Annotated in this window: 18 protein-coding genes; 10 read left to right on the top strand and 8 right to left on the bottom strand. The window is 32.9% G+C overall.

The window, feature by feature from the left end:
* Positions 1 to 10: 10 nt before the first annotated feature.
* Positions 11 to 382 (bottom strand): glutaredoxin, encoded by a 372-nt coding sequence (locus BWZ41_RS03775; protein WP_006015443.1) that lies wholly within the window; start codon positions 380 to 382, stop codon positions 11 to 13.
* Positions 383 to 450: 68 nt separating this feature from the next.
* On the opposite strand from BWZ41_RS03775, the gene ribF reads away from it, so the two are divergent.
* Genes ribF through BWZ41_RS03750 form a run of 5 tightly spaced genes read left to right on the top strand, consistent with a single transcriptional unit; the run spans position 451 to position 5411 of the window.
* Positions 451 to 1383, top strand: coding sequence for a riboflavin biosynthesis protein RibF (ribF, locus tag BWZ41_RS03770; protein ID WP_143689446.1), 933 nt, complete (start codon positions 451 to 453; stop codon positions 1381 to 1383).
* The gene (gene lspA, locus BWZ41_RS03765; RefSeq protein WP_143689445.1) at positions 1380 to 1856 is read left to right on the top strand and encodes a signal peptidase II; all 477 of its coding nucleotides are present in this window, start codon (positions 1380 to 1382) and stop codon (positions 1854 to 1856) included. Before ribF ends, lspA begins: the two co-directional genes overlap by 4 nt.
* A gap of 4 nt (positions 1857 to 1860) precedes the next feature.
* Entirely contained in the window at positions 1861 to 3192 is a 1332-nt protein-coding gene (locus BWZ41_RS03760; RefSeq protein WP_143689712.1) for a M16 family metallopeptidase, read from the top strand.
* Positions 3179 to 4489: a M16 family metallopeptidase gene (locus tag BWZ41_RS03755; RefSeq protein ID WP_143689713.1), complete on the top strand. Its 1311-nt coding sequence runs from the start codon at positions 3179 to 3181 to the stop codon at positions 4487 to 4489. Before BWZ41_RS03760 ends, BWZ41_RS03755 begins: the two co-directional genes overlap by 14 nt.
* Before the next feature lie 55 nt (positions 4490 to 4544).
* Positions 4545 to 5411: a hypothetical protein gene (locus tag BWZ41_RS03750; protein WP_143689444.1), complete on the top strand. Its 867-nt coding sequence runs from the start codon at positions 4545 to 4547 to the stop codon at positions 5409 to 5411.
* A gap of 7 nt (positions 5412 to 5418) precedes the next feature.
* Here BWZ41_RS03750 and purN read toward each other — a convergent pair whose 3' ends face one another.
* The gene (gene purN / locus BWZ41_RS03745; protein WP_143689443.1) at positions 5419 to 5985 is read right to left on the bottom strand and encodes a phosphoribosylglycinamide formyltransferase; all 567 of its coding nucleotides are present in this window, start codon (positions 5983 to 5985) and stop codon (positions 5419 to 5421) included.
* A 264-nt stretch (positions 5986 to 6249) separates the two neighbouring features.
* Here purN and BWZ41_RS03740 point away from each other — a divergent pair, with 264 nt between their 5' ends.
* Complete coding sequence (locus BWZ41_RS03740) at positions 6250 to 6666, top strand: hypothetical protein (RefSeq protein ID WP_143689442.1); 417 nt, start codon at positions 6250 to 6252, stop codon at positions 6664 to 6666.
* Here the strand turns inward: BWZ41_RS03740 and BWZ41_RS03735 are convergent.
* A complete protein-coding gene (locus tag BWZ41_RS03735) occupies positions 6659 to 7180 on the bottom strand; it encodes a Na+/H+ antiporter subunit E (RefSeq protein WP_143689441.1) in 522 nt (173 codons plus the stop codon). The genes BWZ41_RS03740 and BWZ41_RS03735 overlap by 8 nt on opposite strands.
* Positions 7181 to 7283: 103 nt before the next feature.
* On the opposite strand from BWZ41_RS03735, the gene BWZ41_RS03730 reads away from it, so the two are divergent.
* The 3 genes from BWZ41_RS03730 to lgt all read left to right on the top strand — a co-directional run bounded on the left by BWZ41_RS03730 (position 7284) and on the right by lgt (position 9537).
* The gene (locus tag BWZ41_RS03730; protein ID WP_143689440.1) at positions 7284 to 8201 is read left to right on the top strand and encodes an ankyrin repeat domain-containing protein; all 918 of its coding nucleotides are present in this window, start codon (positions 7284 to 7286) and stop codon (positions 8199 to 8201) included.
* Positions 8202 to 8289: 88 nt separating this feature from the next.
* Positions 8290 to 8739 (top strand): SsrA-binding protein SmpB, encoded by a 450-nt coding sequence (gene smpB / locus BWZ41_RS03725; protein WP_143689439.1) that lies wholly within the window; start codon positions 8290 to 8292, stop codon positions 8737 to 8739.
* Positions 8740 to 8745: 6 nt separating this feature from the next.
* Complete coding sequence (lgt, locus tag BWZ41_RS03720; RefSeq protein WP_017531780.1) at positions 8746 to 9537, top strand: prolipoprotein diacylglyceryl transferase; 792 nt, start codon at positions 8746 to 8748, stop codon at positions 9535 to 9537.
* A 214-nt stretch (positions 9538 to 9751) separates the two neighbouring features.
* Here the strand turns inward: lgt and BWZ41_RS03715 are convergent, their stop codons facing one another.
* The 5 genes from BWZ41_RS03715 to BWZ41_RS03700 form a co-directional block, all read right to left on the bottom strand.
* Positions 9752 to 10102 carry a hypothetical protein gene (locus BWZ41_RS03715; RefSeq protein ID WP_241653897.1) on the bottom strand — a complete coding sequence of 117 codons (351 nt, stop codon included), beginning with the start codon at positions 10100 to 10102 and terminating at the stop codon, positions 9752 to 9754.
* A 26-nt stretch (positions 10103 to 10128) separates the two neighbouring features.
* On the bottom strand, positions 10129 to 10281 hold the full coding sequence (locus tag BWZ41_RS07940; RefSeq protein ID WP_241653896.1) for a hypothetical protein: 153 nt from the start codon (positions 10279 to 10281) through the stop codon (positions 10129 to 10131).
* Between the two features lie 84 nt (positions 10282 to 10365).
* Entirely contained in the window at positions 10366 to 10893 is a 528-nt protein-coding gene (locus BWZ41_RS03710; protein WP_143689438.1) for a phospholipase D family nuclease, read from the bottom strand.
* Positions 10894 to 10933: 40 nt separating this feature from the next.
* A complete protein-coding gene (locus tag BWZ41_RS03705) occupies positions 10934 to 12421 on the bottom strand; it encodes a UbiD family decarboxylase (RefSeq protein WP_143689437.1) in 1488 nt (495 codons plus the stop codon).
* Between the two features lie 47 nt (positions 12422 to 12468).
* Positions 12469 to 14352 carry a DUF3857 domain-containing protein gene (locus tag BWZ41_RS03700; RefSeq protein ID WP_143689436.1) on the bottom strand — a complete coding sequence of 628 codons (1884 nt, stop codon included), beginning with the start codon at positions 14350 to 14352 and terminating at the stop codon, positions 12469 to 12471.
* Positions 14353 to 14771: 419 nt separating this feature from the next.
* Between BWZ41_RS03700 and BWZ41_RS03695 the strand changes: the two genes are divergently transcribed.
* The gene (locus tag BWZ41_RS03695; protein WP_143689711.1) at positions 14772 to 15512 is read left to right on the top strand and encodes a DsbA family protein; all 741 of its coding nucleotides are present in this window, start codon (positions 14772 to 14774) and stop codon (positions 15510 to 15512) included.
* The last annotated feature ends 6 nt before the right edge of the window (positions 15513 to 15518 follow it).

The following is a 15518-nucleotide window of genomic DNA, read 5'->3' as shown; positions in this document are numbered from 1 at the left end:
GACAAAAAAATCACATAAAATCTTCATTATGTATTATATTACATCCCTCGTGTTCATCACTGCCGCTTGTGTAAGCTGTTGCATTAATGCTATCTTCATTGTTATTTAACATATTATCCAACTTTCCTTCTTTTTCAAGATCCATCAATTTGTCACATCCAGCAATATGATGTACATAATCACCATTTTCATCAGTAATAAAAATTTGTGGAACTGTCCTGACGTTATATTTTGATTTTATACCGTCAAACAAATCCGAGTTTCTAAGTACATCAATTTCTTCGTATTTCACACCTTTTTCATCCAATAACTCTTTTGCTTTCTTGCAGAATGGGCAGTACTTCTTCACATATATTACAACTTTTCCTTTAGTGTTTTTCACGATTTATCTCCATAGTTTATAAAATACAACTATTATATATAAAAAATATATATAAAATATCAAATTGTATGAAAATTATTTACAACTGTGAGCAAGGGATAAAAGATAATGTGGCACTAACTTTCGGAAATTTCGATGGCGTTCATTTAGGACATAAGTTTGCAATTTCCAATCTAAGGAAGGTAGCACAAGAAAGAGGATTACCCTCTGCAGTTTTAACTTTTGAGCCTCACCCATCAACTGTTTTATTTAGTAGGAACAATTTTAGGTTAATAGATCAAGAACAAAAAAAGGAACTAATCAGCAGCTATGGTATAGATTACTTTTATATTATTAATTTTAGTAGAGGTTTTTCTGAGGTTAGCTGCGATGACTTTATTGGTAAGATTTTGGTAAAGAAGTATGGTGCTAAACATATAACTGTTGGAGAAAGTTGTACTTTTGGTCACAAACGATTGGGTAACATATTAACTCTAGAAAAATATTCTCAGATGTATGAATATTCTTTAACTAAATTAGAGCCATTGATAATCGATAGAAAAATTTGCTCTTCTTCCTCAATCAGGGAGTGTTTACAAAAAGGAGAAATAGAAATTGCTAATAAATTGCTTGGTAGGTCTTATCAAGTTTCTGGTATTGTAACAAAAGGTGCATGTAGAGGTAGAGAAATAGGGTTTCCAACCATAAACATTCCGATAGAAGATTACATGATAAAACCTAAGCTTGGTACATATTACGCCAAAGTTGCATTTTCTGAAAATAGTTCAAGTTGGCTATATGGAGTAGTCAACATTGGTATGAGACCTACATTTAAGGACTTAAAAAAACCTATAGTAGAAATGCATATATTTGACTTCAACAAAAATGTATACAATTTTAAGGTTGATATACAACTTTTAAAATTTATTAGGGCAGAAAAAAAATTCCATAGTATTAACGAGTTAACAAAACAGATAGATCGTGATATAATGAAGGCTTACCAGTTAAAGATAAATTTATGAAAAGGATATGTTTAGTTATTATATTGATTATAGTATCATTCGATCAAACAAGTAAATTGTATATAAACTCTTTGATTGATGAGAGGGAGTCAATCGAGATTACTAGTTTTATAAAATTAGTTGAAGTTTGGAATTCAGGAATTAGCTTTGGAATGTGTAGTACTCTGCCGCATGGCAGCTTCTTTTTTTCAGCATGTTCAATATTAATAATTGGTATACTTGCATACTTGATATATAAATCTAATGATAAGTCAATTTACCTTAGTTTTTCTCTGATGATTGGTGGAGCGATCGGAAATGTAATTGATAGAATCTATTGGGGAGCTGTATATGACTTCATATATTTTCATATCAATGATTGGTATTGGCCAGCCTTTAATTTAGCAGATCTATCTATAGTTTGTGGAATGTGTACATTGTTATATAAGTGGTATATATATGATAGGTCTATCTCTAAGCAAAATGAGGAATGAAATAATGCTTCGCAAATTCTTTAGTTTTTTTATACTATCTGTGTTTTTTTTCATTTGTCCGATTTCTTTGGAAGCTGAAATCATAAAGCATGCTAAGCTCAGTAATGGATTGGATGTTTATGTAGTACCTAATCACCGAATTCCAGCTGTTTTTCATGCAATAATATATAAAGTTGGGGGAATGGATGACCCAATTGGCAAAGCAGGCTTGGCTCACTACTTTGAACACTTAATGTTTGAAACTACAGGAAAATTTAAAGACATAGAATCCACTTTGGGCAGCATTGGGGCCCAATTTAATGCTTTTACCACTAAAGAATACACCTGCTACTACGAATTAGTTCTCAAAAAAGATTTACCACTAGCAATGGAAATTGAAGCAGATAGAATGGGCAATTTTGATGTTACTCAAGACAAAATAGATAGAGAAAAAAATATCGTATTAGAAGAAAGAAAGATGAGATTTGATAATAATCCTGAAGCTTTACTATGGGAGGAAATGAACAGTGCATTTTATCGTAATGGTTATGGTAGGTCTGTTATTGGTTGGGAGAGCGATATTAAAACTTACAATCAAGATGACATAACAAGGTTTCATGATAACTATTATCATCCAGGTAATGCTATACTGCTCGTTGTTGGTGATGTAGAATTTGAAGAAGTAGCGGAATTAGCAAAGGAAAAATATGGTGTAATTAAAGCTGAGCCTGTAGTTAAACATTATCCGAACCAAGATTCAATACATAATGCATATATATCGGTAATTTTAGAAAGCACTGAAGTGAAAGAGCCAGTTTTATACTTTCGCTATAGTGTTCCTTTATTTGAGCAAATAAGTGAAACTTTTCCTGTTGATTTGGCAGTGGATGTTTTGGGGAATGGCAAGTCTAGTAAGCTATATAAAGATTTAGTTCTAGATAAGAATGTAGCAGTAGAAGTGTTTGCTTATTATAATAGCTTAGCTTTTAGTAATGGTTACATTGAGATTCGGGTAACTCCAAAAAGCGGGGTAAATTTGGATGCTGTTGCAAGAGAGTTAGAAAATTCTATTAATCACTTTAACTCTGAAGGAATAACAAGTGAAGAGTTGCAAAGTACAAAGTCTAAATACAAAGCAGCACAGCTTGATAATCTATCTGATTTAACTAATATAGCAATGTTTTATATACCACGTCTAGCACTAGGTATTCCACTTGATGAAATAGACATTTCATATAGCAAAATTAATGATGTCAATCTGGAAGATGTAAATCACAAAATTCGTACTATTTTTTCTACTAATAAATTAGTCGGTCGTTTACTACCAAAAGGAGTTAATAATGATAAGAATAAGTAAATTTGTATTTCTATTTTTTTTCTGTCTAGGCTTTAATTTGCAAGCAAGCGGTCACCTAAATATAGAGGAGGTTACCACTAATAAAGGACTTAAGTTTTTGTTTGTTGAAAACCGTGATCTACCAAAAGTTTCACTCAATATATCATTCAAAGATGCAGGTTGCGTGTATGAAAGTGCAGAAAAGCAGGGGCTTGCTTGGTTTACTTCTCTTGTAATTCAAGAAGGAGCAGGAAAAAATGATGCCAAAGATTTTGTAAAAAAGCTTGAGGATAAAGGAATTAGTTTAAATTTTATTGCTGGTTTAGAAGCATTTAGGGTTTCATTAAATACTTTGTCTGAGAATCTAGAGGATGCAATTTCACTATTGAGCGATGCTATAATGCGACCTAAAGTTGATTCAGAAGGATTGAACAGAGTTTTTGAAAAAGCCAAAGTAAACTTTAATAATTTTGAAAAAGATCCTTATTTTATTGCTGCAAAAGAGTTGGATACGTTGTTGTTCAAAAAACATCCTTACTCAAGAGATCCATATGGAACTCTAGACACTATAATGAGCATTACTAGAGACGATGTTTTAACATACATAAAGCGTAGTTTTACTAAGGATAATATCGTCATTAGTGTTGTTGGTTGTGCAACAAAAGAAGAAGTTAGTATGCTGCTCGATAAATATTTATCTAAGTTACCATCAAAAAGATCGAAAGTTAGGAAGATATCTGTAAAAAATGAATTTGGGCCTGCAGAAAGTAAGAGCGTTTTTATGAATATACCACAGAGTGTAATACTTTTTGCTCAAAAAGGCATAGCATATGAAGACCCTAATTACTATAATGCTAGTGTTTTGATTAATGCGCTTGGTGGTATGAGTCTAAACTCAATACTGATGAAAGAGTTGAGACAAAATCTAGGTATTACTTATGGTGTTAGTGCACGTAATGTTCCTAATAAGCATGGAAATATTATATCTGGATTTATGAGTACTGATAGTTCCACTGCTAGCAAAGCTATATCAGCAGTAAAAGATACATTTAGCAGAATAAAAAAGGAAGGAATTGACGAACAATTATTCAAGGATGCAAAAACCAGTTTAGTAAATAACCTTATCTTCTCTTTTCTATCCAATAATGCGAATACAGCAACGTTACTGGATAGTATGCAGATAGATGATCGTGATATTAACCATATAAATAATTATGCAAATATCATTAATGATGTTCAATTGGAGGAAGTAAATAAGCTGGCAAATTCTTTGCTTGATCCCGAAAATTTATTTTTTGTTGAAGTTGGAAGAAAGTAAATCATTACTACAGCATAGTTGAAATTTTAATCATATTTCTTTATAATTTAGATATATGATTGACTTTTATGTTCAGGTGAAAAACGATACTGCAAGAGAAAGCAAAAAAACTCCAATTGCTTTGTTAAATCCTTTAATAACGATATTTTCTGTTATCAACACAGGTGTGTTGATAATCATCAAGTTGATACATATTACAAGTCAACAGATAGGTATGGCGGGCATAACGCTTGGTAATATTGGCACAGGTGTTTTTTTTAGCTCAGTATCCCTAATTTCAAGCATGTACTCTTTTTTTGACTATTTTAGAGAAAAAAGCTTATATAAAAAATGTAATTACAAGAGAACATTAGAACAAAAAAGAAGGGATAAATATAGAATTCAAGGTATTTGTTGGGATATTCTGTGCGATATATTATTTTTAACAGGCGCTGCAGTTTCTATTGCTTTATTTAGTAGTCCTATAGTTCTTTTTGTTACTGCACCTCTTGTTACATTGGGCTGTATAGTAATGACTGGTAACATAACTAACTCTATTTATCATCAAGTTAAAAACTTTAAAATTCATCTTTCACAATTTTCAAAAGAGGAGCAGAAAGAGCTGTATATAGAGATGAAAAAAGAAATAAATTTATCACGCCTTCATAGAATTATAGCAAAAGTACTACCTGATGTATTAGTATTAGCAAAATTGCACGCTAATCATGAGAATAAAGAAAGGCGAAAAGAGGTTCAGCATCTAAAAGAAATGCTGAAAGAAGGCAATCGAAAACCAATCGACGATGATACATCTGGTAAGGTTATTGAAATGAAAAAAGAAAAACATATCGAGCAAAAAAGCTCCAACCCTAAAGTTCCAACACACCTTTCTCTGGATCAAGATGTAACAAAAAGAAAAAGCAGTATCACACGATCTTTCTAATTTAATATCACTTAGCGTTACTTTCTGCTATTGATCTTACTGCTTTTACATAACACTTATGCTCTTCAGCTAGAATGCGCTCTGAGAGACTGTGAACATCATCATTTGGTAACACTGGAACAGTAGCTTGAGCGATTATGGCTCCAGCATCAATTTCATGAGTAACATAATGCACAGTACATCCTGTAATTTTTACACCCGCTTTCAGAGCTTGCTCCTGAGCATTTAGGCCCTTAAATGACGGAAGTAAAGAGGGATGAATATTTATAACTTTGTTATGCCATTTATTCAGGAAATTGGCCTTTAGAATTCTCATAAACCCTGCAAGGCAAATTAAATCAACCTTATGTTGAACAAGTATTTCATGAATTTTATCAGTATTAAGTGGCTTATCTTCAACAACAAACGCTGAAACTCCTGCTTGCTTTGCTATTTTAAGACCTCCAGCTTCACTATTATTTGTGATAACACATACAGTTTTAGCAGGGAAATTCTGATCTTGACATGCTTCTATTAAAGCTTGCATGTTTGATCCTCTACCTGAAATTAGTATTCCGAGTTTTATCTTTTTCATTTTAGTACAGCTGTAAGAATGGACATTAATAAAATAGCTCAAAAAGAAAGTTTATTTTAGAATAAACACTATTGTGTAGCAATATTTTACACTGCTGGATAACATGGAATTAAAGAAATCATTCAGTTTGAAGTAATTTTAACATTTAATTTTAGGAATATTATACAATTTATGGTAAATAACTGCATATTTTTATGGCTGCGTTATTATTTATTTAACAAAGTATTAGTATAATTTACTACTGAATTAAATGGAGAAAATTCAATGAATAAATTACCAAGCAATGCAAAAACAAGCAAGTCTCAGGTTACTCAGTGGGAAGTAATAAAAAATTGTGAATATTCTGATAATTGTCTATCAAAAGTAGTAATTTTATACGTTATTAAAATGGCGGAATTATCAGATATTTATACGAGTAATGAACCTGAAATTAACACTATACTTACAAGAATAAGCATAACAAGTGAAAATGCATTTTTAAATAAGGTTGTTGATATTGAAATTATGGAGGGCATTTTTCCGTACAAATTCAACAGCAAGAAGAAAAATAACATATCAAGGCTAGAAGATTTGTACAATTATTTATGTTCTACTGTTATTGATAGCCTTCCAAAAGAAATGCTTGAAAGCCTAATAAGAGAATACAGAGACGCTGTTAACTTATTTAAAGCAATTACTTAACTAGGTGTAGCATTTTTAAGACTTTACCTTCTATTTCAGAAATGCCACTTTCAAGATCTTTATCTATCAAACATATGATAGATAAATATGTTTTCTGCTTCTTTTCAACATTGATAGTTAAAGTTCCAGGAGTAATCGTAACCGAGTTAGCAAATAATGCAATGGTCTTATCATTATGTCCTATGCATTCCCTTACAATAACAATTGGCTCAACTGTAGATTTGAATCGTAGCACCTTTTTTGTTACATAAATACTTGAAAAAATAATTTGGTAAATTAGCCAAGGTATATAACTTATAAGCTGATAAAGTGACAGCCTACCACTATCATTTAGAATTTGACTAAGGGCGCTTTCAGCATTGATCAATCTTCTAAAGATAATGGATGTGAACACAGAAGAAAATACTCCACAGAGAATAAAAAAAGGCTCAAAATAACCAGACAATATAATCCATAGAGAAAACAAAATCACAAATGATAGAGAAAAAAACTTAATATTTTGTCTGACTTTCATGGTTTGGAGTATAACTTAAATGATTTTTTAGGAAAATAAAAAGTTCTTGATTTTTGTGTCAAAGATCATAATAACCAGGTTATTTTAATAAATAGTAGAAATTATGACGCTTGATGACTTTATAAAAATGCTTGCAGAAGTCAATGATACTTCAGGTTTAAGCAAAAACAACATAATTGAAAGAATAAAAACAAAATTAGAAAGTATTGATGTACGGAAGTGGGAGGATAGTAGATTTAATATAAATCATATATTCACTACACATAGTGATCTAGATCCTGTAGAGACTACATTGTTGCATTTTGCTGCTAAGAGTGGCTATGAGAACATAGCAAAAGCTCTAATTGAATATGGAGCAGATATTGATGCATGGGACAGCGATGGATGCACTCCTTTACATTTTGCTGCTGAATGGAACCACAAAGGCATATTAGATACTTTAATTGAAAGTGGAGCAAATGTTAATGCGTGGGACAGTGATAGATATACACCTTTACATCTTGCTGCTGAAGGCGGCAATGAAATTCCAGTAGGAGCTCTAATTGCATCTGGAGCAAATGTTAATGCGCAGAATAATGATGGGCATACTCCTTTACATTTTGCTACTGAAGTTGGTAATGAAAATATAGTAAGGGCTCTAATTGCACACGGAGCAGGTGTGAATGCGCAGAGCAATAATGGATATACTCCTTTGCATTTTGCTGCTGAAATTGGTAATGAAAATATAGTAAGGGTTCTAATTGCATGCGGGGCAGATGTTAATATACAGAGCGATGATGGACAAACTCCTTTACATCTTGTTGCTGAATGGGGTTATGAAAGTGTAGCAATAATTTTAGTTACAAATGGTGCGAATGTTTATGCGCGGGACGATAACGGACACATTCCTTTACACTCTGCTATTGAATGGGGCTGCAAAGATGTAATAAGCTTTTTGTCGAGTAATCCTAGTCCTAGTACTGAAATGGCGGTAGGAGGAGTGGAACAAATTACACTTGCAGAAAGATTGAAGTCTTTTTAACCACACTTGTATTTACTTAGATAATTGTTTTGTTATGAATTAAACCAAAAGTTCTGTAATATATTGAAGCTTAAAGATATCTTTAGATATGGAAGTTATTGCAGAAAATAGAAAAGCAAGGTTTGAATATTTTATCTTAGAAGAATTTGAAGCAGGTATGATCCTCTTAAGTAGTGAAGTAAAATCACTAAGGGAAAGAAAAGCAAACATTTCTGATGCTTACGTTACTGAAAAAAAAGGTGAAATATGGCTAAACAATATGCATATTGCAGAGTATAAAGCTGCGAACCAAAAGAATCACAAGCCAAAAAGAGAACGTAAATTGCTTTTGCATAAAAAAGAGATACATAAGCTAATTGGTCAAATCAAAACCTCTGGAATAACTGTTGTGCCACTTTCTATCTATTTTAATGATAAAGGATTGGCAAAAACTAAAATTGCTATTGTTAAAGGAAAAAAACTCTACGATAAGAGAGCAACCATAAAGCAGAGAGAGTGGGACCGTGAGAAAAGTAGATTGTCTAAGAATAATTTGTAGTAAAATATGTCTTTAAGTCCAATTATTTTTAGCATAGGTCCTGTTTCTATATATTGGTATTCTTTAGCATATGTTTTTGGTATAGTTTTTGCATATTGGTATTTACATAAGCTAGACAATCAAAAAATATTTACTAAGAATTTTTACGATTCGTTATTAACAGCCGTTATTATAGGCATTATCCTTGGAGGTAGGCTTGGCTACGTATTGATATATGATCCGGTTCTCTATATAAGCAATCCTATCGAGATACTAAAGACCTGGGAAGGAGGGATGTCATTTCATGGTGGTGCTATAGGAGTTTTGCTTGCAGTAATAATCTCCTGTAGAAGACATAACATTCCTATATTTTACACACTGGATCTAATTTCTTGTGGAGTTCCGATAGGTTTATTTCTAGGTCGCATAGGCAATTTTATAAATGGGGAGTTATTTGGCAGACTAACAAACGTGCCGTGGGGTATGATATTTCCAGAAAGTGGTGATAATTTGTTGCGCCACCCAAGTCAACTTTATGAAGCATTTTTAGAAGGAGCGCTACTTTTCGTAGTTGTAAATTCACTATTTTTCTTGAACAAAATGAGATTGTATTACGGTGCAACAACTGGTATTGCAGTTATGTGGTATGGAATAGCACGTTTTGTGGTTGAATTTTTCCGCGAGCCAGACTATCAAATTGGCTATTTATGGTTCAATTTAACTATGGGACAATTTCTTTCTATACCTATGATTTTGCTGGGAATGCTTATATATTTAGGTGCGTTGAACTTAAGATTTAATACGAAATCTGTTCAATAGAGAAAAGGTAAGTTTAATCGAAAAATATAGTGGAAGTTTATTTATTCCATACTATGTACAATTATGTGAATTTTTTGTCTTGCAGAGAATAAATGTAAGACCAGCAAACCTTCGTTGTATAGCTATAAGAAAAACTTAGTAGCTACTGACCAAATTCATTACTAAGTAGATATTCATTTTCCACCAGAATATTCCTGATTGAGAAGCTACTTTATTAAAACATATTTTTAAATTTTTGCAAAAACCCTGGTTGATTATCATTAACCTTTGTGAAGGCTATGTTTAAACTGTATCTCGGATCATTTGGCATATCATATCTAATATTCAGTATTGAAAATTTGTTTTTATTATGAACAGAAACATCGTCATATGATAACTTTGTCGTGTAGCACTTTATATGCTTTTGCTTATCATATACTATATCACCTGATTCCCCTTCTAGTTCTATAAATTTAGTTTTTTTCTGACATTCTTTTATTTTTATTAGATCCTTGTCTAGTGATATTGAAACCGGTAGTGTATTACCAGCATACTCTTTAGCTAAAAGCTCACTTTGAGGATACATTTTTATTTCCCTTCCAAAATGTGAGTCTATAAAATTATTGCTCCAAAATGTACATATTCGTCAGTAGAATACGGTACACCACCATAATTGCATTGAACTTTGTAATCTCCAACACCATTATTTTGAAAAAAATCATGAATGGCAGCGTAACTATCAGCAGCATCATTTATGTAATCCATTACCTACCCCTTAAAACCTTTTAATTTATTATATCACAAGAAATTAAATCTATCAATAAAAAGACTTTTTTTGATATCAAGTATCTAGGGAGCATATTGATAGGATTGTGACATTCGTATTTCCCAGTTCTTCACATACTGCTGGACTAATTCAGGATAATTTTCAATAATTAATAAATTTTCAGCGTTTCCCTTTTCAGCTGTCTTACTGAGGTTAAACGATCCTGTGATGACTTTTTGATTATCAACAATTATTACCTTATTATGAGCAATTTTTGGCTTATTATCGATCCAAATCGGTATTCCATTTGAAAACAATTCGCTTATGACACTATATTTTGAATGGAGTTGTGATTTATCTAAGACAACTTTAACATCAACACCACGCTCTTTGGCGTTAATCAAAGATTTTGCAACTGTTCCAAGAGTAAATGTATATTCTTGAACTAAGATAGATTCTTTAGATTGGTCTATCTCGCTGATTATCGGTACAGCACAGTCTTCTTCAGGTGAGAAGCAAACTGTTGCTTTTGGGCAAGATGAGGATATAGGACCCGCATAGTAGTACAGAGAAAAACATGCCGACAAAAATAAAAGATATAAAAGCCTCACAAACCACACCTAAATACACGGCGGTAGTCTACATCATAGCTCAATCACCTGTCAACCCATATTCCTTCCACTTCTCTGTAACTTTCTTTATTATTTCCTCGCTCATTTCAATTTTTCTTCCCCATTCTCGTTTGGTTTCAGGTGGAAGTTTGTTTGTTGCATCAAATCCTATTTTACCTCCGAGACCACTTTCAGGAGAAGCGAAGTCTAAATAATCAATTGGAGCATTCTCTATCATGATTGTATCACGTACAGGGTCCATCCTCGTTGAAACTGCCCACATTACTTCCTTCCAATCACGTACATTTATATCATCATCAACAACTATAATAAATTTGGTGTATAAGAACTGTTTGAGAAAAGAGAGTATGCCCATAATAATTCTTTTTGCATGCCCTGGATAAGCCTTTTTTATCGATACTACCGCTATTCTATATGAGCAACCTTCTGGAGGCAGGTAAAAGTCCACTATCTCTGGAAATTGATTGATAAGAATTGGCACAAAAATTTCATTGAGTGCTTCACCAAGAATTGATGGTTCATCTGGCGGCTTACCAGTGTAAGTGCTGAGATAAATTGGATCTTTGCGCATTGTAATTGCAGTGATGTTAAACTCAGGAAACTGTTCAACAGCATTATAGTAACCGGTATGGTCTCCGTATGGCCCTTCATCTCTATACTTATCCAAACTTACATATCCTTCTAAAACAATTTCTGCATGAGCTGGCACTTGAAGAGGAATAGTCTTACAATTTACAAGCTCAAGAGGCTTTTTGCGCAGCAGCCCAGCAAATTGGTATTCTGACAATGTCTCCGGCACCGGAGTTACCGCAGCAATAATCGTTGCAGGATCGCTACCAATCACAGCAGCCGCAGGAAACTTCATATTTTGCTCCCTCTCCTTCCACCGTTTATGGTGACCTGCACCACCACGATGTGCAAGCCAGCGCATTAAAGTCGTTTTTTTATCCATGACCTGCATACGATATATTCCAAGATTAAAATTATCTTGCTTGTCTGCTGTTGGTCCTTTTGTTACCACAAGTGGCCAAGTGATAAGCGGTGCAGGCTCGTTTGGCCAGCATGTCTGAATAGGTAGCAAACTAAGATCCACCTTATCCCCAGTTAGCACCACCTCTTGACATGGGGCTTTGCTCACAACTTTGCTCCGCATCGACAATACAACTTTTAGTAGAGGAAACATTTTCACAGCATCTTTGAAGGTTTTTGGCGGCTCAGGTGATCGCAAAAATGCTAGAAGTTTACCCAGATCCCTTAATTCATCAGAATTTATACCAAGCCCGAATGCAATTCTCTCAATAGTACCAAATAAATTCACTAAAACGGGAATTGAATTTTTGCCATTTTCTGTGACAACATTTTCAAAGATGATAGCTGGTCCCTTGTTTGACAAAACCCTACGATGAATTTCTGTCATTTCAAGAATAGTTGAAACTTCTTTTTTAATTCTAATTAGATCTTTTTTTTCTTCTAATGCTCTGATGAAGTCGCGTAAGTTATTGTACATATTTTAAAAATTTTAAGCCTTTTAAGAAGTGCTTTTCCCAGCACAACTCATTCACTTATTATTATAGAGGCTCTGGAAAAATTATTCTCTAGCTCGCTTTTTAAGTTTTTATATTCAGCAGTTTTTAACTCTTCATTGGTAATAAAACTTTTCTTTATGGTTATTAAATTGCTAAATTCGGTTCCATCATTTTGATATTTACACGACCTATTTACATATAACCAAGGAGAATTTATTTCAAAATTCAAATTTTCACAATTTTTAATTTTGATATCTTTTATTATCATATGGCTTTCCTTAGTTTTAGGAACACCAATAAAAAGGTCTGATATTTGGTCAGAAGCTGTATTCACAACATCATTAAGCCAATTATCTCCTAAATTCAAAGCAGGTCCTAGATTTGTCTTAAAAATCTTATTTTTTTGCTGAAACTCATATTTGATTGTAAGATCCTCTACATTACGCAAGGTAAGGTCAGGCAATTCTAAGAACTTCTTTTCTTCTTCATCAAGATATACTCCACTAATCATACGAAAAACAGAATCTCTTAACTGCTCATCTGAATAATATAATCCAACACCTGTTAAGCCTAAGGCTGCTTCCCCTTGCACGGTAAGCTGGCCATATTCATTTACAACGTTATCTTCTATAGTTAATTCACTATGTGATATCACTTTTGAATTTTCACCTTGTACAGCAGGAATCTTTATGTAATCTGCTTCCTCAGAATCGAGTACTAGAGCGTTCCTATCAGCAATATCTGGGAAAATACCCTGTGCCATACTGACGGTATTAGTTGGATCGATCCAATATATTTTTCCATCTCTATTTGTTACTTTGAGCATCACATGATTAAAATTACCCATATTAGGTAATGCTTCAGGATTAGAAGTGCTAGTAGTTCCTCTCATAACTAAAATAGGTTGAACTTTATAACCAAGTTTTTGCAGAATAGCAGCCGTGCTAGCAGAAAAGTCTTTGCAATCCCCGACTTGAGAATCAGCAATTTTCTCCAAATCTCTCGGAAAAAATTTTCCTGACACTGTACGCCAGTCTCCCATGTACTGAACTTTTTCATTCAATAAAGAAGTGACTGCATTAATTTTCTCCTCATCGGTACTCTCATTGTCAGCAAATTCTGCTATAGCTTCAAAAGTTGCAGGAAGCGGCTGATTGATAACGCTATGATATCCAGGAGCTAATTTTTTAGCTAAATCCTCCCATTCAGATAAGCTTGAAAGTGATACCCAAGTGTTGTGTTTTATGTTCAATATTCCATTATGTGGTTCATTTGTTGTGTTTTCATAAACTGCTTTCTTTAAAGCAATGCTTATAGAGTGTATATCATCATTTTTTTCCTCAGCGATTTCTAATACTTCTCTTGGATCATTAACTTTAATCTCCAGGGGTAATTCAGAATTGATTTTAGTATTTTCTGCTTGTAAATAATCCCCGTAATAAGAAAAGCTCAAGCCATAAAAGTTATCAACAGGAACCTTTTTGTTAACTTGCTTATATCTTAAATATACTTCCGTACCAATTTCTATTTTAGGAAATGGTATGGTTACTTGCCTTAGCTGATCAAAGCCTTTACCAGGACTAGCCAGTGGCTTATCCTCCATCATATCTTCAGTCACTATATATTCCTCTCCATTATAAGCTGCTTTAGCCTCTAAAACAGTAAAATCTGCACTATCATCATTGTAAACAAGACTGTATAGAGAGAATCTATCACGTCCGGATTCCTTGAGTATTTTTGCTTGTAGTTCTACTTCCGTTTCGTAGGTACCATCTCTATTAACATTAATGTTAACATTAGAAAACTTAACCTCAACGGAAGCATCTTCGTACTTAGCCCACCTTGCTTCAGCTATAGTAGACATGAAAAATACTAGTAATGCTAAGTTAAAGATAGTTTTTAGAAATTTCATTACGTCACCATATTTACTGAAAAATTATTTTACTAGACTTGTACAATGCCACCTACAATAAAAACAGCCAACTGATTAGGGAAGAAGCTTATTTTCTAGAATGGCTATTTCTTTCTCTCTACCAATTATTGGTTCGCTCATATAATTCACCGCCGTGTTTGTCAGCATTATATGCAGCGATTACAAGATAATCAACTTTTTTGCTTACAATTTGCTAGAAATAGCAGTAAAGACTATCTAAATCTTTATAAATGCCTTACTCTGCAAAATTTTTCATCACCAAATCTTATGATGAACTTTACAAAAATATCTTAAATTTCATTTTATAAAGTTTGCATTTCTTGATAAAAATGTTTTAACATTAAGCATTTCTTTAATATTTGTATTCTTTAAGTAAGTATATGTCTAAAAGTAAGTATATGTCTAAGATACCATTTTTATTGATTTTTATACTTGCAGTAGCAAGTTTACCAGTAATAAACAATTGGCTTTCACACCGCAGTCAGAACTTAAATGATGATTATATAGGTGAGAGATTGGATAATTACATCAGTAAAAATTTTGATAGAGTTCTAAAAGCTCTCCAGGAAGAGTCAGCTAAAAATAGTTATGCTAATGCAACCAAAAATAAAATTTCTCAGCATAAAAATGAAATATTCGACTCTACTTATCCTTACTCAGGAAATGAAAATAGCAATATCATAGCTGTAGGTTTTTTTGACTATTCTTGTGGATATTGCAAAGCTATAAAGAACGATGTAAAACAATTGATCAATGATGGCAAAGTTAAGTATATCTTTAGGGATGCTCCAATACTTGGTAACAATTCTTTAAAGGCAGCAAAAGGTGCTTTAGCAACTTATTTTATCGATAAAGAAAAGTACTTAGATTTTCACTACGCTGCACTAGATCACAGAGGAGAATTTTCAGATGAAACTATATTAGGTATAGTGAAAAATATAGGGATCAACGAGAACGATTTTAATAACTCTATGAAAAATAATGCAGACAAAATTGAGCAAATGATAAACAACAGCAAACTTTTAGTAAGGGATTTGGGAGTAGGCGGTACACCTTTTTTGATAATAGGAGATAGTCTTTTTGTAGGAAAAACTGATTTGAATATATTACGCAAAAAAGTGAATGGGTTAAAAGATTAATAAAAT

It is taken from the genome of Wolbachia endosymbiont of Nilaparvata lugens (assembly GCF_007115045.1).
GTDB lineage: Bacteria > Pseudomonadota > Alphaproteobacteria > Rickettsiales > Anaplasmataceae > Wolbachia.
The sequence above is the reverse complement of the archived record's forward strand: the minus strand, read 5'-3'. Positions and strand labels throughout refer to the sequence as shown.